This is a genomic window from Thioalkalivibrio sp. ALE19 (assembly GCF_000428605.1).
In the GTDB taxonomy this organism is placed as follows: Bacteria; Pseudomonadota; Gammaproteobacteria; order Ectothiorhodospirales; family Ectothiorhodospiraceae; genus Thioalkalivibrio.
The window spans coordinates 12390-33780 of record NZ_AUAG01000033.1 but is presented as its reverse complement, the minus strand read 5'-3'; the positions used below and the strand labels follow the sequence as shown (position 1 = coordinate 33780).

At 66.6% G+C, this 21391-nt stretch carries 21 protein-coding genes and 3 pseudogenes; 15 read left to right on the top strand and 9 right to left on the bottom strand.

Translation table 11 applies throughout. The annotated features are described in order from the left end of the window. The 3 genes and pseudogenes from F787_RS17225 to F787_RS15735 form a co-directional block, all read left to right on the top strand. Positions 1-112 (top strand): annotated as a pseudogene (locus F787_RS17225) (IS481 family transposase); the annotation flags it as partial. A gap of 88 nt (positions 113-200) precedes the next feature. Beyond that, positions 201-1151, top strand: a complete 951-nt coding sequence (locus F787_RS17220) for a hypothetical protein (RefSeq protein WP_231373447.1) — start codon at positions 201-203, stop codon at positions 1149-1151. A 437-nt stretch (positions 1152-1588) separates the two neighbouring features. Continuing rightward, positions 1589-2485, top strand: a complete 897-nt coding sequence (locus tag F787_RS15735; RefSeq protein ID WP_231373446.1) for a hypothetical protein — start codon at positions 1589-1591, stop codon at positions 2483-2485. Here the strand turns inward: F787_RS15735 and F787_RS0112570 are convergent. Next, positions 2463-3737: an IS256 family transposase gene (locus F787_RS0112570; protein ID WP_051246149.1), complete on the bottom strand. Its 1275-nt coding sequence runs from the start codon at positions 3735-3737 to the stop codon at positions 2463-2465. The genes F787_RS15735 and F787_RS0112570 overlap by 23 nt on opposite strands. Positions 3738-3857: 120 nt before the next feature. Between F787_RS0112570 and F787_RS16825 the strand changes: the two genes are divergently transcribed. The 7 genes and pseudogenes from F787_RS16825 (at position 3858) to F787_RS0112545 (ending at position 7123) form a co-directional block, all read left to right on the top strand. Beyond that, entirely contained in the window at positions 3858-4082 is a 225-nt protein-coding gene (locus F787_RS16825; protein ID WP_231373445.1) for a hypothetical protein, read from the top strand. 122 nt (positions 4083-4204) lie between these two features. Further along, positions 4205-4360: pseudogene (locus F787_RS16820) on the top strand (NERD domain-containing protein); the annotation flags it as partial. 8 nt (positions 4361-4368) lie between these two features. Next, positions 4369-4566: pseudogene (locus tag F787_RS16520) on the top strand (topoisomerase DNA-binding C4 zinc finger domain-containing protein); the annotation flags it as partial. A 256-nt stretch (positions 4567-4822) separates the two neighbouring features. Beyond that, positions 4823-5140: a hypothetical protein gene (locus F787_RS15730; protein ID WP_231373444.1), complete on the top strand. Its 318-nt coding sequence runs from the start codon at positions 4823-4825 to the stop codon at positions 5138-5140. Next, entirely contained in the window at positions 5133-5306 is a 174-nt protein-coding gene (locus F787_RS17215) for a hypothetical protein (protein WP_231373443.1), read from the top strand. Before F787_RS15730 ends, F787_RS17215 begins: the two co-directional genes overlap by 8 nt. Before the next feature lie 293 nt (positions 5307-5599). Beyond that, positions 5600-6151 (top strand): hypothetical protein, encoded by a 552-nt coding sequence (locus tag F787_RS15725; RefSeq protein ID WP_051246147.1) that lies wholly within the window; start codon positions 5600-5602, stop codon positions 6149-6151. A 255-nt stretch (positions 6152-6406) separates the two neighbouring features. Continuing rightward, on the top strand, positions 6407-7123 hold the full coding sequence (locus tag F787_RS0112545; RefSeq protein WP_028492399.1) for a nuclease-related domain-containing protein: 717 nt from the start codon (positions 6407-6409) through the stop codon (positions 7121-7123). A gap of 51 nt (positions 7124-7174) precedes the next feature. On the opposite strand, the gene F787_RS0112540 is transcribed toward F787_RS0112545, so the two are convergent. The 4 genes from F787_RS0112540 to F787_RS0112525 form a co-directional block, all read right to left on the bottom strand. Continuing rightward, the gene (locus tag F787_RS0112540; protein ID WP_028492398.1) at positions 7175-7612 is read right to left on the bottom strand and encodes an Sbal_3080 family lipoprotein; all 438 of its coding nucleotides are present in this window, start codon (positions 7610-7612) and stop codon (positions 7175-7177) included. A gap of 78 nt (positions 7613-7690) precedes the next feature. After that, positions 7691-9196: a hypothetical protein gene (locus tag F787_RS0112535; RefSeq protein WP_028492397.1), complete on the bottom strand. Its 1506-nt coding sequence runs from the start codon at positions 9194-9196 to the stop codon at positions 7691-7693. 115 nt (positions 9197-9311) lie between these two features. Further along, positions 9312-9863 carry a hypothetical protein gene (locus F787_RS0112530; RefSeq protein ID WP_028492396.1) on the bottom strand — a complete coding sequence of 184 codons (552 nt, stop codon included), beginning with the start codon at positions 9861-9863 and terminating at the stop codon, positions 9312-9314. Continuing rightward, positions 9860-11029 carry a S9 family peptidase gene (locus tag F787_RS0112525; protein WP_028492395.1) on the bottom strand — a complete coding sequence of 390 codons (1170 nt, stop codon included), beginning with the start codon at positions 11027-11029 and terminating at the stop codon, positions 9860-9862. The genes F787_RS0112530 and F787_RS0112525 overlap by 4 nt, the downstream gene beginning before the upstream one ends. Positions 11030-11231: 202 nt before the next feature. On the opposite strand from F787_RS0112525, the gene F787_RS0112520 reads away from it, so the two are divergent. Both F787_RS0112520 and F787_RS0112515 read left to right on the top strand, forming a co-directional pair. Beyond that, on the top strand, positions 11232-11618 hold the full coding sequence (locus tag F787_RS0112520; RefSeq protein WP_028492394.1) for a cupin domain-containing protein: 387 nt from the start codon (positions 11232-11234) through the stop codon (positions 11616-11618). A gap of 151 nt (positions 11619-11769) precedes the next feature. Further along, positions 11770-12240: an aminoacyl-tRNA deacylase gene (locus F787_RS0112515; protein ID WP_028492393.1), complete on the top strand. Its 471-nt coding sequence runs from the start codon at positions 11770-11772 to the stop codon at positions 12238-12240. 30 nt (positions 12241-12270) lie between these two features. On the opposite strand, the gene F787_RS0112510 is transcribed toward F787_RS0112515, so the two are convergent. From F787_RS0112510 to F787_RS0112500, 3 genes are all read right to left on the bottom strand, one after another. Next, complete coding sequence (locus tag F787_RS0112510) at positions 12271-13200, bottom strand: patatin-like phospholipase family protein (protein WP_028492392.1); 930 nt, start codon at positions 13198-13200, stop codon at positions 12271-12273. Between the two features lie 30 nt (positions 13201-13230). Beyond that, the gene (locus F787_RS0112505; protein WP_026289069.1) at positions 13231-13629 is read right to left on the bottom strand and encodes a globin; all 399 of its coding nucleotides are present in this window, start codon (positions 13627-13629) and stop codon (positions 13231-13233) included. 120 nt (positions 13630-13749) lie between these two features. After that, the gene (locus F787_RS0112500) at positions 13750-14106 is read right to left on the bottom strand and encodes a hypothetical protein (RefSeq protein WP_018871025.1); all 357 of its coding nucleotides are present in this window, start codon (positions 14104-14106) and stop codon (positions 13750-13752) included. 485 nt (positions 14107-14591) lie between these two features. Between F787_RS0112500 and F787_RS15720 the strand changes: the two genes are divergently transcribed. From F787_RS15720 to F787_RS0112485, 3 genes are all read left to right on the top strand, one after another. Next, positions 14592-18032 carry a mechanosensitive ion channel domain-containing protein gene (locus F787_RS15720; protein WP_081694131.1) on the top strand — a complete coding sequence of 1147 codons (3441 nt, stop codon included), beginning with the start codon at positions 14592-14594 and terminating at the stop codon, positions 18030-18032. 143 nt (positions 18033-18175) lie between these two features. Continuing rightward, positions 18176-19129, top strand: a complete 954-nt coding sequence (locus tag F787_RS0112490; RefSeq protein ID WP_042805942.1) for a DMT family transporter — start codon at positions 18176-18178, stop codon at positions 19127-19129. A gap of 103 nt (positions 19130-19232) precedes the next feature. Continuing rightward, positions 19233-20432: a methionine adenosyltransferase gene (locus tag F787_RS0112485; RefSeq protein ID WP_028492390.1), complete on the top strand. Its 1200-nt coding sequence runs from the start codon at positions 19233-19235 to the stop codon at positions 20430-20432. A 6-nt stretch (positions 20433-20438) separates the two neighbouring features. Here F787_RS0112485 and F787_RS0112480 read toward each other — a convergent pair whose 3' ends face one another. Then, on the bottom strand, positions 20439-21350 hold the full coding sequence (locus F787_RS0112480; protein WP_019570855.1) for a complex I NDUFA9 subunit family protein: 912 nt from the start codon (positions 21348-21350) through the stop codon (positions 20439-20441). Positions 21351-21391 lie beyond the last annotated feature (41 nt).

The window sequence follows — 21391 nt, the reverse complement described above, 5'->3', positions numbered from 1 at the left end:
GGGGCACCGAACGCCGGTTGAGACACTCAAGGCCTGGCAACAGGAACGCCCCGATTTATTTCGTAAACGTGTATACAACCAGCCGGGACCCGACATCTACAGACGCAGCTGAGCCGCCCTGGAAATAACTGAGCCAGCTGTTATTGAGAGTCTGGCATGCCGTTCAGGGCGGCTTTGCGGTCGGGGGCTCTGGGGGGGCTATGCAGTGTTTCGAACGGGCGTTGGCGGGGCTGGCACTGATCGGTTTGCTGGTTGTTAGCCTGGCAGGATGTCACCCGAACATCGAACCTGCCAGCACCGGCGGTGAGATGGTAGCCGGCACCGAGGGCATCGATTGCGGCGACCATCTGCCGCTGAGTCATTCGCCCGATGGGCAATGGTTGGCGTTCTGGCTGTGGACCAATCGCGGTGAAAATGCCCCTCCCGAGCATCGGCTGGCCTTGCTGGATCTGGACACTGGCATCCGCCATCTGCCGGAACCCGAGGGGCGTGACAGCAGCGGTGACGCGGCAACCGCCGTACCACGAATCGACAAGCTTTGCTGGAGTCGTGATGGACAACGCCTGCTGACCGGCGTGTTGCCTCCCGACGCCAACGTGGCGACGCCCGTGCAGCAGTCCTCCGCATCGTTGAGAGTGAAACCGCGTGGCCAGCAACGACCGGCTGTGGTTCACGCAATCGACCTTGACCGGCCCGATCGAATGGAACTTGCCGATACCGCTGCATGTGGTGCCGAAGACATCGGTCACTGGCGATTTCAGGCGCCGTATTCGTATTGGGATGACTGGACCCAACTGGGCAAGGTGCAAGTCAAGAAGGTGGATCCGCGCCTGATCAGGCTGGAACTATCGGGTGGCCGCGTGCTGGGTGAACACCGACCCGTTCGCTGGAGTACGCGCTCGCTGATGGTATCCGATCACGCCTGGTCACCCGATCAGACGCAGCTTGCCTACGTGGTTCGCGAGTTGCGCGGAAGCTGGGGTGGGCTGTCGCATACCTGGCTGACGGCTGTCGACGCCGAGCCCGTGCAACTGCTCAGCGGCGCCGTCTACGCCATGCAATGGCGCAATGACCAGGAACTGCATCTGTGTCTGAGGCGACCCGGGAAAGCAGAGTCGGCGGTCTTCGCCTGGCAATCTCCCTTCGACTAGCTCCGGACGCTGTTGGCTCCCATGTGATTCGAGTACCCCCAAGGTAAAAGCCAGTATCCTCATGGTAAGGAACCGGCTACTGCGGTCTCACTTGTACGGCCCTGGCCGCAAAACATCTGGGCGCTGGCCTGTGTCCGACCGTGGAGAAGGATGATACCCGTGATTTCGGCATTGATTCTTTTCTTGTGGGGGGGTGTCTGGTGGGTCGCCCAGAGGTGACGACGGGGCCAGCCCGAGGGCGCGCGGGTGCGCCCGGATGGAGTGCGTTTGCGGTAGCGAGCGGGGCAATTCTGCTCCTCGTGGCGCTGCCTCCGGCCGAAATCTGGGGTCGGTGGGGATGGGGTGTCGTTGTTCTGGTCGCCTGTGCCTGGGGCCTCGCTCTGGCGAATGCCTGGCAGGGCCGGCGATTGGCTACCGCTCTGACGAACGCTCCGGGAGTGCGGCTGCAGGTGGCCGTCGGGCTGGCCGGTTTTCTGCTCACGGGGCTTTTCTGGGTCCGGGCCGCGCTGGGGATCCCCGCGGGGTGGCTGGGCGACCTGGGCCTGAAAATGGGGACCCTTTTCGGAGGATGGCCATGGCCGGCCCTGCTGCTGGCGGGGCTTGTGGGGCTCATGTTGCGTCCCCGGGGCTCTGGTGGTCCTGCTCTGCTCGGCGTGGCGCTGGTCGCGGGCACTATCGGCTGGGGCGCGCATTTCCCGGTGGCGGACGCGGTGCGGTCGAGTTCGAGCGCCGGGACCGGGGAGGTTCGCCGGGCACTCGAGGAGCCCCTTGCCACCCGGGCGGGGCTCGCGGCGTTGGGTGTTCTCGGTCAGCCCCGATCTCTCGAAGTGCGCCCCAACGGGCTTTATCTGGGCCCCGACGAGATACGAACGCTGGAGTCGCACGGGCGGACGTTCCCGGGCACTCGTTCGAACCTGTCGCGACCGGGCCAGGGGAGCCGCGTGCGTGTCACGGACGCCTCGGTCGTGGAGGTCGTGCGAGCGCCCGAGGGGGATCGCTGGGCGCTGAGATCTCGCGCGCCCGGGACCAGTGCCGTGGAGATCCGTGCGGGCGCGGCCACGCAGTGGATCGGCGTTCGTGTTTCGGATGAAGACGAGGCGGATTCCACGCCTGTCGATGTGACCGATCAGGTGACCTTTGAAGTCGGGGACACTCGCGAACCGGGGCCGTCCGGTGGCTTTGCGCTTCGTCAGACCGTCCGGATGACCAACCACTCCGACATGGCGCTGGTCGGCCCCCTCCATCTGGTCATCGGTTTCTCCGCCGAGGCCGAGAGTTATGGTCAAGTCTGGTGTATGAGCAGTTGCTGGTTCAGGCGGCGCTCCGGTCGGTGATGGATGATGCCTCGTCGTTGGTCGGTTCGGTCTGTTCGACGCCGTCGATGAACGTCACCCCGCGCTCGAGCTTGTCCAGCCATTCGTAACCCCGGAGGCGGCGCCAGCGCTTCTGCGCGCTCTGGCCGAGCTTGAACGTCAGGCTCAGGACGGTATTGCGGGTCACGCAGCCCCGGGTCTTGGCGGTGCGCAGCCGCACGGTGGCGAAGGTCGATTCGATCGGATTGGTGGTCCGGATCGACTGCCAGTGCGGGGCCGGGAAGTCGTAGAACGCCAGCAGGTCCTCCCGATCCTTGCGCAGCGTCTCGGCGGCTTTCGGGTACTTGTCGCCGTAGGCGGTCAGGAAGGCGTCGAAGGCCTGTTCGGCGTCGGCGCGGGTTTCGGCCATCCAGATCGCCTGCAGGGCGGACTTGGCCTTGGGCTGGCTGCGCTTGGGCAGCCGGTTCAGCACATTGGCGGTCTTGTGGACCCAGCAGCGCTGGCGGCGGGTGTCCGGGTAGACCCGGGCCAGCGCCTTCCAGAAGCCCAGCGCGCCATCGCCGATGGCCAGCCGGGGGCCCTGCGGCAGACCCTGCTGGTCCCGCAGGCGCACCAGCAGTTCGTACCAGCTCTGCTCGGACTCGCGCATCCCGTCGTCGAGGGCAACGAACTCCTTGGTCCCGTCGGGCAGGACCCCGATGATGACCAGCACGCAGGCGCGTTCATCGTCCTCCCCGCGCAGGTTGAAGTGGATACCGTCCGCCCACCAGTAACTGTAGCGATGAGCGCTGAGATCGCGCTCGCGCCAGTCGGCGTGCTCGGTCAGCCACTGCTGCTTGAGCCGGCCCAGCGTCGAGGCCGACAGCCCCTGGGCCTGATCGCCCAGCAGCGCGCTCAGCGCCTCCTGGAAGTCGCCCGAGGACACCCCCTTGAGATAGAGCCAGGGCAGCAGCTCCTCGACCGAGCGCGCCCGGCGCAGATACGGCGGCAGCAGGCTCGACGTGAAGTGCCGGCCGCCGCCGGACCGATCCCGGGTCTTCGGCACCTGCACCGGCACATCGCCGATGCCGGTCTGGACCCGGCGCTCCGGCTGGTAGCCATTGCGCACCACCGCCCGGCGCCCGTCCGGCAAGCGATCCTCCGCGTAGCGCTCCATGAACGTCTGCAACTCCGCCTCCACCGCTTGCTGGATCAGATCCCGCGCCCCGCGGCGCAGCAGATCGGTCAACGGGTCCTCTGGTCCGTTCGGCATGTCTGTCGTATCGTGAGCCATGGTGGCGTATATCCTCTGGCTGGTTGGTTGGTGGTACTTCCATTCCAGCCGGATACGCCGCCTTCCTCAATCCCCCCGTACACCACTTTCGACAGTAACTCCGAGGCCGAGCCCGTACTGGTGGGGGCAGGACGAGTCAGGCACCCGGAGGTACGGTCGGTCTTCGGTTCCGACTGGCGGGTCTCGGTGGCGGAGATCTTTCCCGGGCCGGACGGGCTACGCCCCATCGTGCCCGCGCTGGCTCCGGGCGCAAGCTCGGAGCTGGAACTTCGCGTGGTGGCGCCGCTGGATCCCGATGCGCCCGATGTCGAACTGCGCGTGTTCGAAAGCATTCGGACGCCTTGAAGGGGGGGTGAATCAGCAACGTGCTTGATGCTGTGCTGCCTTGGCGCCAGAACCCCGTTGGGCCTTAGCATGTCTGCAAGTGCAGCTGACCCGCCCAGGCAATAGGGGTTGCTTCCGTACCCATGGCTGATACCCGCTACATCACCGCAAACCGTCTGACCGAGGAGTCGCAGGCGATCCAGAGGCGCGGGCGCAACCTGGCGCTGCTCCTGGGCTTGCCGGTGGCGCTCGGGGCGTTCTTCGTGCATCCGCTGGTGGGGCTGGTGACACTGGCGGGGCCTGATGCCTCGAGCGTTCGCGCCACACCCGCCGGGCGCACGTGGAGGGTCTGCGGGAGCGCCACTTGGCGCCGGCGGCACCCGTTTGTCCGAAATGTTGCAGTGCGATGGTGAAACGAAAAGCGCGCCAAGGTGCCAGCGCCGGCCAGGAGTTCTGGGGCTGCTCGCAATATCCCGCGTGCCGCGGGACCAGGGCCCTGCAATAGGGCCGACGCGTCAAGGTGCGCGGTTGATCGCGGGCGGGTGGGGGCGCCCGTCTGTGGGCTATCCTCCAGTTAAGAGAACCGGTCACGGCCGGCATGCCACGCGTCGGTGTCGTAGGCAGAGGGCTCTGTTGGATTCCGGTTCGCCCACTTTGTTGGGCAGGGTGTATCGGGCGCGTCGCCGTTGCAGCCCTGCGTGCTGAGCGACGTCGTTCTGTCGCGGGGAAGGGATCTCTGGGGCGCAGGGAGGGGATGCGAGATGGATCTGAAGATACGTGCGGCAGAGATCGGGGATGCGCGGCGACTGGCGGAGCTCATGGACTTCGCAGGCGAGGGGATTCCGATGTATCTGTGGCGGGAGTCCGCCGGGCCGGAGGGGGATCCCCTGGAATTCGGGGCGCACGCCGTAAGGGGTACGGAGGGCGGTTTCAGTTACGTGAATGCCCATGTGGCCGAGACCGGGGACGAGGTCGTCGGGATGCTGCTCGGGTACCGCCTGCCCGATCCGCATGACGTCGAGCCGTTGAGCGAGGCCCCGGCCGTGGTGGAGTTATGGTCAAGTCTGGTGTATGAATAGTCTCAGTCTGATCGTGGCGGAAGAGAACCGGGATGCACGGCGCTTTTACGAGCGGCTCGGTTATGCCGACGTGGCGCGCAGGCCGCTGTTGCCCTGGCCCGGTTGTCGGCATTCCGGCGACTGGGTCCTGATGACGAAGCCGGTCCCGGGGCTCCCCGGGGCCTGAAACCCGGAACAACGAGTGGTTGGTGGCGCAGCTCACGGCGGGTTACCGCCGCCTGGCGGTCGCGCTTGACACCGGGCTATACGGCACCACGGGTACAGCCCACGTTAACCGTGTAGGGTGCGTAAAACCGGGGCTTCACAAACCGCCCGTCAGTACCCTCGGCCTGAATGGGAACAAGCTGTCGGGGGAACAGCTAACAGGATTCGCGGATAAAGGAAGGTATTGGCCTTCGGCTGCTTGCTCGGCTGGAAAGGCCGGGCGGATGGAGATGGTGTCACGGAGGATGATTGAAGATGGAAGACTCGGACGAGATTGTCGTTTTCCGGGAGACCCGTTGGGTGCCCGCGAGCCTAGTGGCCATCCTGGTTGTTCCGGCCGTGTCGTTGATCGACCTCGCCCACAAGGCCGCGCCGGCGGGGTGGGTCATGTTCGGTCCGCTGGCGCTCGGTCTTCTGGTGTGGGTGCCTCCCCTTGTTCGTGTCCTGCGCAATCCTCGCCGGACCCTGAAACTAGAACCGCGCGGGGTCTCATTCGACCGCATGTCCCGTTTTGGCACCACGTTTGTGCCATGGTCGGAGGTCGAGGAAGTCGGAAGCCTTACCGTGAAGCAGACGGGCACGGTGATCGTCTTTCTATATCTGCGCCCCGGAGAGTTTTGTTCTTCCCTTCGTTTTCGCGGGTTCCTGCGGCGGCCCGGGCGCGTCGAGTGCCCGTTAGAAATGTTCAGTCCGTGGGACCAGGACCGCATCGTGGAGGCCTGCTGGGCATTCCACGAACGCTACGGCGAGGACAGCAGGGAGCCGCCTCGGCCTGCTTCATGGCATGACGGGGTCGGGCCAGGGTAACCCACGGAAACTCCTCAGGAGATAGCGCGGGGCATGGCACGGGTGAATCGCCATCATTTCTCGGAGCACGTCCGGCATGTCACGCATCGATTTCACTGGAAGGGTCCCTGCTGAAGCTCCGTCGGGATCGGAAGCAGTGCCGTTGCCGGGTGTATCAGGCGTTGTGCTTATTCTGCGAATTCAGGCTGCATTATGACGGGGAGACCCATCCGGAACCTTGAGTAGACGCTGTTTTGGAGTAGATGCTAGGCATCCATGGCTGATACCCGCTACATCACCGCAAACCGTCTGACCGAGGAGTCGCAGGCGATCCAGAGACGCGGGCGCAACCTGGTGCTGCTGCTGGGGTTGCCGGTGGCGCTCGGGGCGTTCTTCGTGCATCCGCTGGTGGGGCTGGTGACGCTGGCGGGGGTGGTCGCGCTGGTGGGCCTGGTGGGCGGCAGCGCGGTCATCGAGGCGGGCGCGCGCGGCGAGGATGCGGCGCTGGAATATCTGGCGGAGCTGCCCGACTCGTTCACGGTCTTCAACCAGGTGGACCTGCCGGACGAGCGTTCGCGCACGGGCGTGACCGAGGCGGATCTGGTGGTGGCGGGGCCGGAGGCGCTGTTCGTGATCGAGGTGAAACACAACAGCGGGGCCATCGACTGCGACGAGCAGGCCTCGCAGTGGACGGTGAGCAAGACCGGGCGGCGCGGCAGCCGCTACACCAAGCAGATGCGCAACCCGGTGCGGCAGGTGAAGAAACAGGTGTGGCTGCTGAGCGAGTACCTCAAGGGCCGCAGGGCCAGGCGCTGGATCCAGCCGATCGTGCTGTTCACGCATCCGGAGGTGTCGCTGGGGCGTTCGGACGGCCTGTCGGTACCGGTACTGACGGGGCCGGAGCTGGTGGAGTACATCCGCCGCTTCCGCCCGGAGCGCCCGCGCCCGGTGAAGGAGAACACGGTCCGGGCCATCGCAGCGCTGAAGGGCTGAACCCGGGCGGGACCGGGGGCCGGGCAGGGCCGGCCGGTCCCGCGCAAGGGGTTACTCCTCGGCCGGCTCGCCGGTGATGAGTTCCTGCATGAGCGGGCGGATCTTTTCTTCGGTGGGGCCGAACTTGTCGGGGCGTCCGCCGCCGCGCCGGGCGTCGTATTCGGCGGTGCCGATCAGCTGGTCCTCCGCGTACAGCCGGGCATCGAAGTAGGTGAGGTACATGGCCAGGTCCCAGGTCCAGTTGGCGGTAAATTCCAGGTGATGCTCGGCGTCGTCCGGCCGCGTACCCCGGTACTGCTCGGACTCGATGCCCATGTCCTCGAACATGCCCACCAGCGAGTCGTTCAGCTCCTCCATATGCACGTCCGGGTTGTGCTCCACGTAGACCATTTCGATGGCCTGACGCTCCGGCACGGGTTCGACTTCCTGCGAGATCGCGCAGCCGGAGGCGAACAGGACGGCAAGGATGGCGGCGGGCAGTCGAAGCATGGCGTGGTTTTCCACTGTTGAAAAAGCGTGAAGGCTATCACGCCGGGAAAGTCGGGCCGCCATGGCGTGCCCCTGGCCTCAGCGAGCGACAGGTACGCGGTCCCAGTACTGCATCGCCGAGAACTCGCCCTCGAGGCGGAACCCGTCGCTGGCACCCAGGTCGTCCAGCGGGGTGGCGATGCCCTCCACGTCCAGGTGGCCGTGGAACGTGCCGTCCGGGTCGGCGGTATCCAGCCGGACCTCTCCGCTCAGGCCCTGGCCGACGGTCAGGAAGGTGATGTCGCCGGGTTCGCTGACATCCCCCACCAGCAGGTGCGCGGCCAGCCGGCCTTCGGCCTCGGTGCTGCGCGGGTCGGCGATCTCGAGGGTACCGGTGTCATCGGGAACGCCCGCACCCACCCGGGTGAAGATCATGCAGGCGGTGGTTTCCAGATCCGGCAGGAAGGCCTCCACGACCAGGGCGAAGCCGTCGCCTCGCTGCGGATCTTCCTGGCCGCCCCAGGCCGCCTGTCCGAGCAGTGCACCCGAGTGGGCTCCTTCCAGGGCCCCGTCGAAGGTCGCCTGCTCGTCCAGCATCGCCGCCAGCTCGTCGCGCGGCATGTCAGAGGGCAGGGGGAGGCAGACATCCAGCATGTCGGCCAGCACGGGCGGGGTGCGGAGGTATTCGAAGGCGGCCGCGCCGGCGCGCGGGTACTCCTGCAGGGCGGCGTAATCCGGTGCGTCGGCGTCGTCGCTGAATTCGGTCACCTCGATCCGGTAGGCGATGCCCGAGGCCTGGCCGGGTGACTGGTCTTCTTCCAGTGCCCAGTCCCGGGCCTCCATGGTTTCCAGGGTGTCGGCGGAGGTGTGGAAGCCCTGAAGCTGCAGGCCGACGGGCATGCCGAGCGGTTCCAGGGCCTCGCCGAAGGTGTGGAGGTAATGGGCCTCGAGGCCGTTCGGGACGTTGGGTCCGATGGCCATGCGGAACATGCCGGGGCTCAGCTGCAGCAGTGCCGACGAGAAGGGCACGTCCTCGTACACCCACACCGTGCCGTGGTTCACCGAGAACAGGGCTTCTTCATCGTCGCTGTCGAGGTTGGTCATCTCGGTGACCGCGGCCAGACGATAGCCCTGTGCCGTCTCCCCGGCGATCTCGCGCGTCTCGCCGGTTGCGGCCACGTGTACGCGATATTCTTCCACTCGCCGCTGGTTGTCGAACATGTCCTGGAACGTGTGCGGCGGCTCCACCTGTTCGCTCTCGAACGTCGGCAGCAGCACCCCCAGCTCCTGCTCCTTGCGATACAACTCGCCATCCAGGGCCGGTCCGGTGAACAGGTCCTCGCGCCCGCCGAGGCCGGAACGGTAGTCCTCGTCGGGATGGATGCGGGTGATCTCCGGGCCCTGGGTCACCGTCCAGCGGATCTCGTCGCCCTGGATGTCGGTCAGTACGCTGTAGCGGAAGTGATCGCCCCCGCCGTCCAGGGCGAGGGGTTCGAGCTGGATCGGCGATTCATCCGCCGAAGCCGTGAACGCGGGGATCGCCAGTGCGGGCAGGCCGAGGGCCAGCACCAGCGAACGGCTGCGGAAACGGGTCTTCGCGGGCATCGAACATCTCCTTGCTCGGGGCGGTCCTGTTGCATTCTCAACAGGCTCAATATGGCACCGTCCGCGGAGATGCACCCCCTCCAAACGAGGGGGATGCCGGTATCACTTGCCGGTATCAGTTGCTGAAGAGGGCCTCCAGCTCGTCCTCGCGGCTGCGCACCGCCTCCACATCCTGCTCGGGCACGTCGGGCGCGGCGTCGCGCAGGATCTCGCGCTGCTGCTCCAGAGCGTCGCGCATGGTCGCCTTCTGTTCCGCCGGCATGTCCGGATCGTCCTCGATGCGCTGCAGGCTTTCGTCCAGCTCGCGCTCCATTTCCGGGAGCCGACGCTCCATCTCCAGCGCATGCCGGGCGTTGAAGATCTGCGAGCCGATCTCGGTCAGTTCGTGGCTGCTGTCGAAGCCATGACGCGCGGCAATCTCCTCCACCTCCTGCTCCATGCGTGCAACCTCTTCGATGGCCTGGCGGACCTCCGCCATCGAGGCTTCGTCGTCCTGCGCGCCCATCGCCGGTTCCTGCACGTCGGGCTGCTGCGCGCTCCACTCGTTGAGTTCCTCGGTCGCCGCCAGCCAGCGGTCGATCGTGTCGCCGTCCAGCGCGTGCGCGGGTGCGGCCAGCAGCGGCAGGAACAGCGCGAGCATCAGCAACGGTTTCGTGAAGCCCTTCATGGCAAGTCCTCGGTTCGCGGGGTTCGGTTTTCGGAGTGTACGGCGCCATCGTCGCGCCATGCCAGCAGGTCCGTCATCGCGCGCAGGAGCCGCCACTGGCCGATGAGCCCGACGCCATGCGGGTCGATGTGGGAGAAGCCGTCGATCCGGTGCAGGTCGGTGTCGCCGATGGCACGGGCGAGGCGCGTGCTTTCGGTATGCGGGATCATCGTGTCGTCCCGGCCGTGGATCAGGAGGGCGCGGCCGGAAAGATGCGAGAGATCGTGCTCGGCGAGGGACCAGGACTCGATGGCTTCCCGCGCGCCGGCCGGCAGGTCATCCAGCAGCTGCGGTACCCGCTCGTGGTCATCGTTCAGGATCAGCGCCAGCAGGCTTCGGCCCTCCTCGCCGAGCGGGTCGCTCAGGTCGTCGATGGGGACCTCGGGGTCGGCGGCGCGCCGGCGGGCGATTTCGTCGAGTAGCGCGCGGTCCGCGCGGTCATCGAGCACATGCAGGTTGCCCCACAGGAAGAGCCACTTCGCCAGCGGGTCGGGCGTGCGCGTCTGCCACCGGTTCGAGCCGGGTTCCCGGTAGGCCCCGGTGGTGGCGAAGGTGACGACGTTCCCGGTGTCGTAGTAGCCGCCGATCCCGACCAGGAAGTCGATGGTTTCCTTTCCCTCCGGCTTGAGTGTAGCCAGCACGGCCAGGCCCACGCCGTAGGAGATGGCGGCGACCCCCACGTCCTGTTCGTCCGGTGCGCGCTCCACCTCCAGGCGGGCGAGCAGGGCGGCGGCGTCACTGATGGCCGCGGCATCCTCGCGGCGCACGCTGAGCGCTCTCGAGCCCTGCAGGTCGGGCACCAGCACCAGAAAGCGCGCCCGCGCCAGCGTATGGGCGAGCTGCACCAGCCGCGGGTCGTCCTTGCCCTGTGGCGTAAAGCCCGGTACCAGGACGATGCGCGCGCCCACCTCTTGTCGGGGATGGTACAGGTCGGCCGCGATGTCTCCTTCATCCGTCGTGAGCGCCAGCGTTTCGCGCGCGGGCTCGGGGGTGCGCTCCTTCAGCGCGCTCGGCCCCGCGCCGGCCTCGATGTCCTGGAGTACGCGCATGGCCTCCCAGCCCTGCACGGCGATCCAGCCGGCGAAGATCCCAAGGCCCAGCAACAGCAAAGCCGCGATGCGAAGCATGCTCTTCCCCCGTCATTCCGGACTTGCTGCCTCGGGAGTATGGGGCAATCCATGCGTTGCCGCCCGGGCGCGTCACCCACAGAGTCGGGACGCAGTCACAGTCCGCGGTCCCCCGCGTGGACAGGGCCGCGGACCCTTCTAGACTCCATGCAAGGCCTTGTGGTCTGGAAGCATGCCCCGCTGGACGGGAAGGAGGCAGATCATGCGCATCGCGAAGTCCGAAGTGCCCGAGGTGTTCAGCGCACCGGGGGCCGTCGCGCGTCAGGCCCTGGAGTTCGGCGACGCGTCCGGCTACTCGCAGATGACGGGGGAGTATTTCTCGCTGGATGCGGGCACCGACATCACTCCGTTGCTCCACGGTTTGAAGGAGGACCTCTGCCAGTCACCCCACTGGGGTTACATGATTCAGGGTCGCCTGATCATGACCTACCGGGATGGTAGCGAGGAGGCGGTAGCGGCCGGGGATCTCTTCTACTGGCCTCCCGGGCACACCCTCCGGGTGGAGGAGGACGCCGAGATCATCCTCTTCAGTCCGCAGCACGAGCACTGCGAGACGCTGAATCACCTGAAGCAGCAGCTCGAAAACTGACCTTTCCTCACCGGGGCAGCCCGTCGAAGGACCCCGGCGGGCCCCCCGGTGGTGGAAAGTGGCGAGCTCGTGGCCTTCTGCCTGTCTATCCTCGGGTTGAAGGCATGGATCCGCGTTTGCGTGACCCGGCCGCGGCGAGAGGGGCAGAACGATGACGATCAGCACTACATTGCAGGAATTTCTCGACGAGCGGGACGTGAATTATCAAGTCGTGGGGCATCCGCGTGCGGATTCCGCCAGCCGGACGGCCGAAGCCGCCCACGTACCCGGCGATGAACTGACCAAGGGTGTGCTGGTGGAGGATGCCGGCCATTACATGCTGGCGGTCCTGCCGGCCACGCGCCGGCTGCAGTTCGGCAAGCTGCACTACATGCTCGGGGAGCATGTGGGGCTGGCGACCGAAGAGGAGGTGCGGTCGGTGTTCCCGGACTGCGAACACGGGGCAGTGCCGGCGCTGGGTACCGCATGGGGGCTGGAGGTCCTCCTGGATGAATCGCTCGCGGCGCAGGACAGGATCTATGTGGAGGGGGGTGACCACGTCTCGCTGATTCGGCTGGACGGCCCGGCGTTTCGCAACCTGCTTGGTCATTGCCGCTACGGGGATTTCTCCCGGCATATCTGAGCCCGGCCGCGCTGCAGTCGGGCAGGCCGCCTACGGGCTTGTCTGCGCGGGTGGATCGAGCCGGGTCTCGAGTGCCTCGCGCAGCTTTTCGGCGCTGGGCTGCGCCTTTTCCACGATCTCCTCGACCCGGTTGAAGTCGAGCAGGCGGATGCCCGCGCTGCCGGCCTCGAGGAAGAGATCGGGCGGGTCGTGTTCGCGCATGTGGCGGATCTGCGAGCGCTGCATGATGCTGAAGGTGGTGAACAGCAGATCGGTCAGGCCCGGTGGATCGTTGGGGGTCTGTTTGCGGCTGGCGGAGACGTCGACGGCAATGACGAAGTCGTGCTCGTCCTGCAGCAGGTTCCAGGGGAGTGGGTTGGACGTGCCGCCATCGATCAGCAGCTGGTCGTCGTTATGCGGTACCGGTTCGAACAGGCCGGGGACGGCCATGCTCGCCTCGATCGCGGTGAACAGTTCGCTCTCGTGGAGGACCACCGGTTCGCCGCTCCAGTAGTCGGTGGCTACCACCGACAGGGGGATGCGCAGATCGTCAAAAGTCCGGGCATCGGTGTGTTTGGCGAGGAATTCGAGGAATTCGCTTGAGTCGAGCACGGCGTTGCGCCCGAGGCGCAGCGGGATCAGCTCGGTGAGTTGCACATCGGACTCGACCAGCCCGGAAAGGGCATCGATGCGCGAGCCACCGAAGTCGTCGAAGACGTCCAGGATCTCCTCGGCGCTGAGGCCGGCCGCGTACAGCCCGCCAATCACCGCCCCGATGCTGGTGCCGCTGATGTGGTCGGGTTCGATCCCGAGGTCGTCGAAGACCTGCAGGATGGCGATATGGGCCAGCCCCCCGGCGCCACCGGAGCCGAGAGCGAGACCGATGCTCGGCCGCTCGGACTGCTTCTCCGCGCCCTGCAGGGCCGGTGCGGCGAGCAGCGTGGCAATCGTCAGGGCGGCGATAAACAGGCGGCTCGTCATTGGCGGCTCCGGTGGTTCGGGCAGCTCCGCTCAGTAGTGCTCGATGAACAGATCGATGGCGGGGCTCAGCGCCCCGTGCCAGCGCGAGGCGAGTTCATCCGTCCATTTGGGATCGGTCTCGCTGGCGGTCCGGACCATGCAGTTCAGCCACAGACCGTACAGCGCCGGCTCGATCGGGACGGACCCGCGGCGACTGTGCACCTGGGCCATGCGCTCGAGGGTCGAGCGCATGAATGTCTCCCCCTCAGCATAACTCAGAGCAGCGGAGATGGCTTGCCCCAGCGCCCGCTTCTGCCGGGTCCAGTCCGTGTTGGCAAAGACTTCGGCCACCCGGGGGTCGGCCTGAAGGAACCGTTCGTAGAAACGCTCGGCGAAATCCCCTTCGCGGCGACAACGCCCGTAACTCTGTTGAACGTCCGAATAGCTCACCGTGTTCACTGCCTCCGTGTTGGAAAAAGCGCAGTAACCTACGGTAAGGCGCGTCTTCGAAAAACCGCCTGCGGAGGAAAGTTTGACGCGATTCGCATTGCTTCATGTTCAAGGTTGCGCTCACGCCGTTGCGTCGCCGCTCAGAAGCGGGTGGGTGCGGTGCCCGGGGCGGCGGTCTTCGGCGTCCTGGCGGGCCAGGCGGCGAAAATGCGGCACGAAGGTCTGTAGCGCGGCGAGACCGTCCCTCGTGAGGCAATAACCATCGGGGGTGACCCGGATCCAGCCGCGTCCGATCGCCCCGGCCAGGGCTTCGTGCTGGCTCCCCGGCTCGCCGCGTTTGGCCCAGGCATGGACCACCGGCGCCGGCAAAATATGCCCGGGTGCATCGGCGGGATCGCCCAGCCAGTGGTGCAGGGCGGTGAGCCGGGCTACCGCCGAGGTTGCGGCGATGATCTTCTGTTCGGTGGTGGTGTTCATGGCGAATCTCCCGAATGTGCATGCGTGTACTTCGGAAGATAGCGAAGCGGTGGGGCCTTTCCATCAGCCGAATGTCTGAGTTCGCCGTGTGCCGCCCGGAAGTGCGGCCTCTTCACGGTCCGGACGCTCGCAACCGAAAACGCCCCGACCTCCGGGAGAGGACGGGGCGCCGAGCACACAGGGGGATGGGTGCTCACCTGTGACGTTAGGCCTTCCCCTCGGGTGCGGCAATCGACGCAGGTCACACACTTGCCGGTCTTGAATGCATTGCGTGCCGGAACGTGAGAAGCCGCACCCTTGCAATGTGACGCGTGCCGCCATTGATGCACCTGCCACCCCGTGCCCGGGGGCGAGGTGAGGTCCGGGTCGCAATCCGTCGGGCTCCCGTATGCCGTTTCCGGGCTATGTTGTTCACAGATCCATGTGGCCTGTCCGGCGGGTCGGACGGGTGTGGCGTGGCGGGCGGATGGCAGAGCGATACGGCAATGATCGGTAGCGGTGGATGCGGCAGGTGGCCCGGGGTTGGGTTGTTGGTGTGGCTTTTGTGGGGGGTTCCGCTCGGGGCAGCGGAACCCCCGCAGCTGGTGCCGTCGGAAACGGTCAGGCCGGTCGAGGTGGAGACGCTCCAGGGGGATTTGTCCACATTCCGTGAACGCCTGCCCGAATGGCTGGAAGGGGTGGATACGGCAGAGGTGGAGGCATGGCTGGAGGCCAGCACGCTGGACGAACTGCAGGCGCATGCGGCCGAGGGCGATCTCCCGGAAAGCGAGCGCGCCCTGTGGGAAGAGGCCCGCGTAAACGAACAGGCGGGGGTCGAGCGGATTCGGGGTGCGTTGGAGCGGGCGGAGGCCGTGTTTGATCTTTCCGAGCGCATGACCCGTCTGGAACAGCGACTGGACGGGATCGGCGAGTTTCCGCCGGGGATGGGTCAGGAAATCTCGATCCGGCGGATCGAAGAGGCGCTGGCCGAGGTGGGCCGGGATCGCGAGCGGCTGGCGGTGGAACTCGATGAGGAGCGCACCCGCTTTGCGCAGATGGATGAACAAAGAGAGCTCCAGGCGGAGACCCTGGAGCTTCTGCGCCGGGAACGCCGCGACCTGGACGGCGCACCGGGACCTCTGGCCGACGGGGATGTGTGGACCGCGGCGCACGATGCCGTTCGGGCGGCCCGCGAACGCCGGGCGGATGCGAGGCTGCTGGCCGCGGAGCTGGATGCGGACACTCTGCCGCTGCGCAGGCAGATGCTGGGCCTTCGGATTCGCGGGATGGAACTGGAAAAGCGCTGGTTCAGGGTGCTGCAGAGTCGGCTGGAGGCTCGCCTGGCCGAACTGTCCAGCGAGGAGTTGCAGGAACTGCGCAGCGAGCTCGGGATCCTGAAGGAGCGCGAGCCGGATGTGCAGCGACTTCATGAGAACGAGATCGAAGAGCTGCATGGGATTTTTGATCGCATCGCCGGGGCTCAGGCCCGCATTCGGAGCTTGCGGCTGGAACGGGAGCGTCTGGTCCGGGTCGAGCAGGAACTGGAGCAGTCGCTGTCGCACGTGCGCGAGCGTCTGGAGGTCAGCGGGCTGACCGAGGCGCTGGGCGGGGTGTTCCTTGAGGAACAGCGGCGCCTGCAGGATCTGGAGCAGGCGGGGCTGCAGCTGCGTGACCTGGAACGGGAGCTGGCGCAGTCGCAGCTGCGCACGATCAGTCTGCGCGAGCGTCTGGCCGCGGTACCGGCGGATGCGGTGGCGGAGTGGGAGCCGCCGGCGTGTGCCATGCTGCGCGCGTTGCGCCGCCAGGCTCTGACCGTGGCGTTGCAAACCGAAGAGGCGCGGACCCGGCAGCTGCGCTTGGTCGATTTGCGTCTGCGTGCCGTAGTGGCCCTTTCCGAAGAACTCGACCGGACCCTGAGCGAAGCCCTGTTGTGGTGGCCAAGCCACTCCCCGGTCGGATTCGCCTGGTTGGAGCGGATGCCAGAGGCCACCCTGACGCTGCTGGATCCCGGTTCGTGGTCGGATTTGCGCGAGAGCTTCCTCAAGGCGACGCTGCACCGGCCCGTTCCGTTCGGGGGCATTCTGGTGGTCGCGGGTTTGCTGTATCTCGCGGGTCGGGGTGTCCACGGTCGTCTGGCGCGCCTGGCGGAAGCGACGCGACATCGCTACACGGATCGGATCGGCGTAACTTTCAGTGCGATGGGCTGGAGCCTGTTACGCGCGTTGCCACTCCCGGCTGTGATGGTGTTCGTCGGGATTCAGCTGCGAGCGGTTCCGGAGCCCGGTTTCGGGGTCGAAGTCCTGTCCCTGGCCCTCAACATCCTCGCGGTGAAGTGGCTGGCCGGGCATCTGGTGTTGCTCTTTATCTCGCGCAACGGCGTTGGTACAGCACATTTCGGCTGGTCCCGATCCCTGGTGGACCGTCTTTACCGGCATCTTCCCTGGTTTTTGCCGCTGCAGACCCTCTTGCTGATGTCGGTCGCGCTTACCTTCGGCCACCCCAGCGACGTGGTGTTCGATCATTACGGGCGCCTGGCGCTGCTGGCTGTAGTGGCCAACTTTGGCGTCCTGGCCTGGGTGCTGGTGCCGTCGCCGGGGGCGGCGGACGAGAGCCTGCCGGGCCAACGCCGTCGCGTGTTGCTGCGCGGGCTTGCGGTCGTACTGGTAACGGGACTGGCGGGGCTTGCGCTGGCCGGTTATCTCTACACTGTGGCCGAGCTGCTGCGACATCTGATCGGGACCGTGCTGGTGCTGATTGTGGTCGGGCTTGGCTACAGCCTGGCGGCCCGCTGGCTGGTGCTGGGCGAGACGCGTCTGGTGCTGCTGCGGCGGCGGGAGCAGCGCGAGCAGGAATCCTCAACCCAGGGTCTGAGCGCGGGCGATTCCGGTCTCGATCTGCCCGAACCACGCCTGAGTATGGAGGATGTCAACCTGCAGAGCCGCAAGCTGCTCCGGGTGGCGGCCCTGGGTGCCACGGTGCTGGGGCTTTTGTGGGTATGGTCGGACATCCTGCCGGCTCTGGCCTGGATGGACGGCGTCACCCTGTGGTCGCGCACCATCGAAATCGGAGAAAACGAGATCGTGACCACCGTATCGCTGCAGGAGCTGCTGCTGGCGGTCTTGCTGGGGGTGCTGTTCGTGCTCGGCGCCCGCAATCTGCCCGGCCTGGTCGAGATCCTGCTGGCGCGCAGTACGCAGATGGATGCGCCGGGCCGTTACACCCTCACCATGCTGCTTCGCTACCTGGTGGCCGTGGTAGCGGTGATCGTGGTTTTCTCTTTGCTGGGCCTGCGCTGGGGCGAGATCCAGTGGCTGGTGGCCGCTTTGACGGTCGGACTGGGCTTTGGCCTGCAGGAAGTGGTAGCCAATTTCGTCGCCGGTCTGATCGTGCTGGTGGAGCGTCCGGTTCGGGTCGGTGACACCATCACCATCGGTGAGTACAGCGGGACGGTATCCAGGATTCGGGCGCGTGCTACGACCATTGTGGACTGGGACAACCGGGAGATCGTGGTGCCCAACAAAACTTTCATCAGCGAGCGTCTGATCAACTGGACCTTGAGCGACACCACCACACGGCTGGTGATCCCGGTGGGTGTGAGCCATGCGGCAGATGTCGACCTGGTGCGCGAGATTCTGATGGATGTGGCACGCGACGATCCGCATGTGCTGGATCATCCGGTGCCCGAGGTATTCTTTCTGCGGTTCGGTGAAAGTGCCCTGAATTTCGAATTGCGCGTCTACGTATGCCAGATGGCCGATCGTCTGGTCACCCTGAGCGGAATCCATACCGAGATCCTCAAGCGATTCCGGGAGCGGGGCATTGAGATCGCCTACGCGCAGATGGATGTCCATTTGCGCGACGATCCCCGGGGCATGGCGGCCGCTGATCCGGCGTTGTGTGCGGACCACATGGTCGTTACGGCCCCGCCCGGAAGGACGGGAGAATGACTTCACCGATCGAGCCCGGCATCGTCACCGTCAGGGTCATGGGCATGCCCTTTGGGTCGAGGGGGCGCGCGGGCAACTTGCGAGGGGCTGTTACACTTACGTCCCTTGTTTTCCCGCATCATCGACCGATGAAAGGATAGTGAATGCCCAATGCCTCACCGAACCCGCTGAAATCCCTTACGAACGAAAAACTGGCCGGGCTGAGTACCCTGCTCGTTGTGCTGGCGGCGTTTTCATGGGGGTTATCCGGCGGGATCGGCGGCATTCTGACGGGGCAGGGCTGGGATCCCGTGGTGGTGTCGTTCTATCGCGGGGCGATCGGGTTGCTGTTCGTGCTCGCCTGGCTGGCGTTGCGTCCGCAGGGCAGCGGACTGGCGAGCGGTCGCATGTGGTTCTGGTCGGCGGTGGCCGGCCTGGGCGTGGCCGGCAACTTCACCTTCTATTTCCTGAGTATCGCGGAAGGCAGCGTGGCCGTGGCCGCGACGCTGATGTACTGCGCGCCGGTGTTCGTGTACCTGGTTTCGTTTGCGCTGGGGCTTGAGCGGCCCACGCTGTTCAAGTGGGTGGCGATCGTCATGGTCCTGCTGGGCGTGGTGCTGCTGACCGGGATCTACGACATCGGCGCCGGGGACGTGACCCTGATCGCCGCGGGTGCCGGTCTGGCCTCCGGCCTTTCGTACGCGGTGTTCATCTTCGGTTTCAAGTTTGCCGCGCCCCATGGCAGCCCGCAGGCGATCCTGGTGATCGCGTTCGCGGTCCTGGTCCTCATCCTTTTCTCGCTGGGTGATCCGGGGCAGATGGTGGACGTGCTGAGCACCTCGAGCTGGCCGTTGTTCCTGATCCTCGGCGTGCTGGGCGCCGGCCTGTCGTTCATCTTCTACATCGTCGGTCTGAACTACACGGCGCCGGCGGTGGCCTCCATCGTGGCCATGGTCGAGCCGGTGACCGCGTCGCTGTTCGGTGTGGTGTTCCTGGATGAATCCCTGGCGGCGGTCCAGCTCTTCGGCATGGCGCTGATCCTGCTGACCGTGACGGGTCTGAGCCTCCATTCGAGTCTGCAGGCGAAAGCCGTTCCGCCGCAGCCGCGCAGCGACTGAAACCGCGCAGGATCGCGGGGCAGCTTGGCTGCGGCCCGCATGTGGTGACGGCCGGCCATCAGTGAGAAGATCGCCGTCACGACCGTCGCCGGAGGGGGCAAGCGTGAAGATCATGGTCAGTGAACTCGAGGGCCGGCCCGCGGGCCTGCAGCCTGTCGAGGTGGTGGAGCGCAAGGGACTGGGGCATCCGGACACGCTGTGTGATGCGCTGGCGGAGGAGGTGAGTCTGGCGCTGTCGCGGGAATACCGCGAGCGCTTCGGCTTCGTGCTGCACCACAACGTGGACAAGGTGCTGCTGCGCGGCGGCGCCGCCCGCCCGGCCTTCGGCGGGGGCGAGGTGGACGAGCCGATCGAGCTGTACATTGCCGGGCGGGCCACCCGCGAGTATCGCGGCGCGACCGTGGCGGTGGACGAGTTGGCGGTGGAGGCCTGCCGTGCATGGCTGGCTGCCCACATGCCGGCGCTGGATGTCGAGCGCCACGTGCGGGTGCACTCGCTGATCCGTCCCGGATCGCAGGATCTGGTGGAGCTGTTCGAGCGCCAGCGTCGGGATGGCGTGCCGCAGCTGGCGAACGATACCTCGCTGGGGGTGGGTTATGCGCCCCTGAGCCCGCTGGAGCGGGCGGTGTTCGCGGCGGACATGAGCCTGTGGTCGGAGGCGCCGCCGGCGCGTGGTCAGGACGTCAAGGTGATGGGGGTGCGCAGCGGCGAGGACGTATCCCTGACGGTGGCCTGCGCCTTCATCGGGGCGCCGCTGGAAGACGCGGACGCCTATCTGGCCGCGCGTTCGGATGCGACCGGGCAGGTGCGGCGCGTGGCCACCGAGGCCCTGGGCCGCGAGCCGGACGTGTCGGTTAACACCGCCGACGATCCCGACGCGGACAGCGTGTATCTGACGGTCACCGGCACCTCGGCCGAGGCCGGTGACGACGGCCAGACCGGGCGCGGCAATCGGGCCAACGGGCTGATCACCCCGTCGCGTCCGATGACCATCGAATCCTTCGCCGGCAAGAACCCGATTACCCACGTCGGCAAGCTGTACAACGTGACGGCCACCCATATCGCCGAGGCGATCGTGGCGGAGATCGACGAAGTGTCGGATGCGCAGGTGGTGCTGGTCAGCCAGATCGGCATGCCGGTGGACCAGCCGCAGATCGCCGATATCCGCCTGCGAGCGGAATCCGCGGAACAGGCCGCGGCCCTGGCGCCCCGCGCCGAGGCCATCGCGCGCCACCATCTCGCACGGGTCGGTTCCCTGTGGGAAGGCCTGCTCTCGCAGAACCTCGCCACCCACAGCCTGTAGCTGCGACTAGTTCGTCTGATTCGTCGGCAGGCATTCGGGCAGGGAGGCCTCCAGTGAACGCGGCGTGATGCCGAGGTCGGCGAAGGTCGCGCAGGTGCTGTCGGTAACCGTGTCCTGCTGCATGAGGTAGATCTGGTCCCGGGTCAGGGGTGCGCGGGGCAGCCATGAGGTCAGCCCGGCGGCGAGGTGCCAGAGGAAAAACGGTACCGGCACGAACACCCGCGGCTGTCCCAGGTGCTCCAGCACCTGGTTCACGATCTGGCGGTAAGTCAGGATGTCCGGACCGCCGAGCTCGAACACCCGGTGTCCGGCCGGCGGTTCGTTGAACAGGGTGGCCACGGCCTGCGCGACATCCGCCACGTGCACCGGTTGCAGGCGGGTGTCGCCGCGGCCGAACAGCGGCACCATCGGCAGCCGCGCGAGGGTCGCGAGGTTGCGCAGGAACGCATCGCCCGGGCCGAACAGCACGCTGGGCCGCACCATCAGGGCGTCGCGGAACTCGGTGGTCACCGCGGCCTCGCCTTCGCCCCGCGCTCGGATGTATGCCGAACGCGAGGCGGGATCGGCGCCGATGCCGGAGATGTGCACCAGGTGTTCCAGGCCGGCCTCGCTCGCCGCCCGGGCGAGCCGGGCGGCCCCCTCCACGTGGATGGTGGTGAAGCGCAGGTCGCGCTGCTCCACGTACAGGCTGACGGCATTCACCGCACCACGCGAACCCGCCACGGCCCTGGCCACGTCGTCATCGTTGCGGATGTCGGCGCTGCAGTGTTCCACCCGGTCATGCCGTTGCAGGTCGGCCGGTAGTGCGGGGCGGCGGGAGGCGATGCGCACGGCGTGCCCGGCATCGAGCAGCTGGTACACGATCATGCGGCCGAGAAAGCCGGTGCCGCCAAATACCGTGACCTGATCCGGGTCCATCGGGAGCCTCCTTCTGCTGGGCTTCGTGTGTATGAGAACGT

Excerpts from the sequence above, each read along its gene's own strand:
- F787_RS17220 (WP_231373447.1), top strand. The coding sequence starts at position 201 with ATGCAGTGTTTCGAACGGGCGTTGGCGGGGCTGGCACTGATCGGTTTG.
- F787_RS0112570 (WP_051246149.1), bottom strand. The coding sequence starts at position 3,737 with ATGGCTCACGATACGACAGACATGCCGAACGGACCAGAGGACCCGTTG.
- F787_RS15730 (WP_231373444.1), top strand. The coding sequence starts at position 4,823 with ATGGATCTGAAGATACGTGCGGCAGAGATCGGGGATGCGCGGCGACTG.
- F787_RS17215 (WP_231373443.1), top strand. The coding sequence starts at position 5,133 with ATGAATAGTCTCAGTCTGATCGTGGCGGAAGAGAACCGGGATGCACGG.
- F787_RS15725 (WP_051246147.1), top strand. The coding sequence starts at position 5,600 with ATGGAAGACTCGGACGAGATTGTCGTTTTCCGGGAGACCCGTTGGGTG.
- F787_RS0112545 (WP_028492399.1), top strand. The coding sequence starts at position 6,407 with ATGGCTGATACCCGCTACATCACCGCAAACCGTCTGACCGAGGAGTCG.
- F787_RS0112540 (WP_028492398.1), bottom strand. The coding sequence starts at position 7,612 with ATGCTTCGACTGCCCGCCGCCATCCTTGCCGTCCTGTTCGCCTCCGGC.
- F787_RS0112535 (WP_028492397.1), bottom strand. The coding sequence starts at position 9,196 with ATGCCCGCGAAGACCCGTTTCCGCAGCCGTTCGCTGGTGCTGGCCCTC.
- F787_RS0112530 (WP_028492396.1), bottom strand. The coding sequence starts at position 9,863 with ATGAAGGGCTTCACGAAACCGTTGCTGATGCTCGCGCTGTTCCTGCCG.
- F787_RS0112525 (WP_028492395.1), bottom strand. The coding sequence starts at position 11,029 with ATGCTTCGCATCGCGGCTTTGCTGTTGCTGGGCCTTGGGATCTTCGCC.
- F787_RS0112520 (WP_028492394.1), top strand. The coding sequence starts at position 11,232 with ATGCGCATCGCGAAGTCCGAAGTGCCCGAGGTGTTCAGCGCACCGGGG.
- F787_RS0112515 (WP_028492393.1), top strand. The coding sequence starts at position 11,770 with ATGACGATCAGCACTACATTGCAGGAATTTCTCGACGAGCGGGACGTG.
- F787_RS0112510 (WP_028492392.1), bottom strand. The coding sequence starts at position 13,200 with ATGACGAGCCGCCTGTTTATCGCCGCCCTGACGATTGCCACGCTGCTC.
- F787_RS0112500 (WP_018871025.1), bottom strand. The coding sequence starts at position 14,106 with ATGAACACCACCACCGAACAGAAGATCATCGCCGCAACCTCGGCGGTA.
- F787_RS15720 (WP_081694131.1), top strand. The coding sequence starts at position 14,592 with ATGATCGGTAGCGGTGGATGCGGCAGGTGGCCCGGGGTTGGGTTGTTG.
- F787_RS0112490 (WP_042805942.1), top strand. The coding sequence starts at position 18,176 with ATGCCCAATGCCTCACCGAACCCGCTGAAATCCCTTACGAACGAAAAA.
- F787_RS0112480 (WP_019570855.1), bottom strand. The coding sequence starts at position 21,350 with ATGGACCCGGATCAGGTCACGGTATTTGGCGGCACCGGCTTTCTCGGC.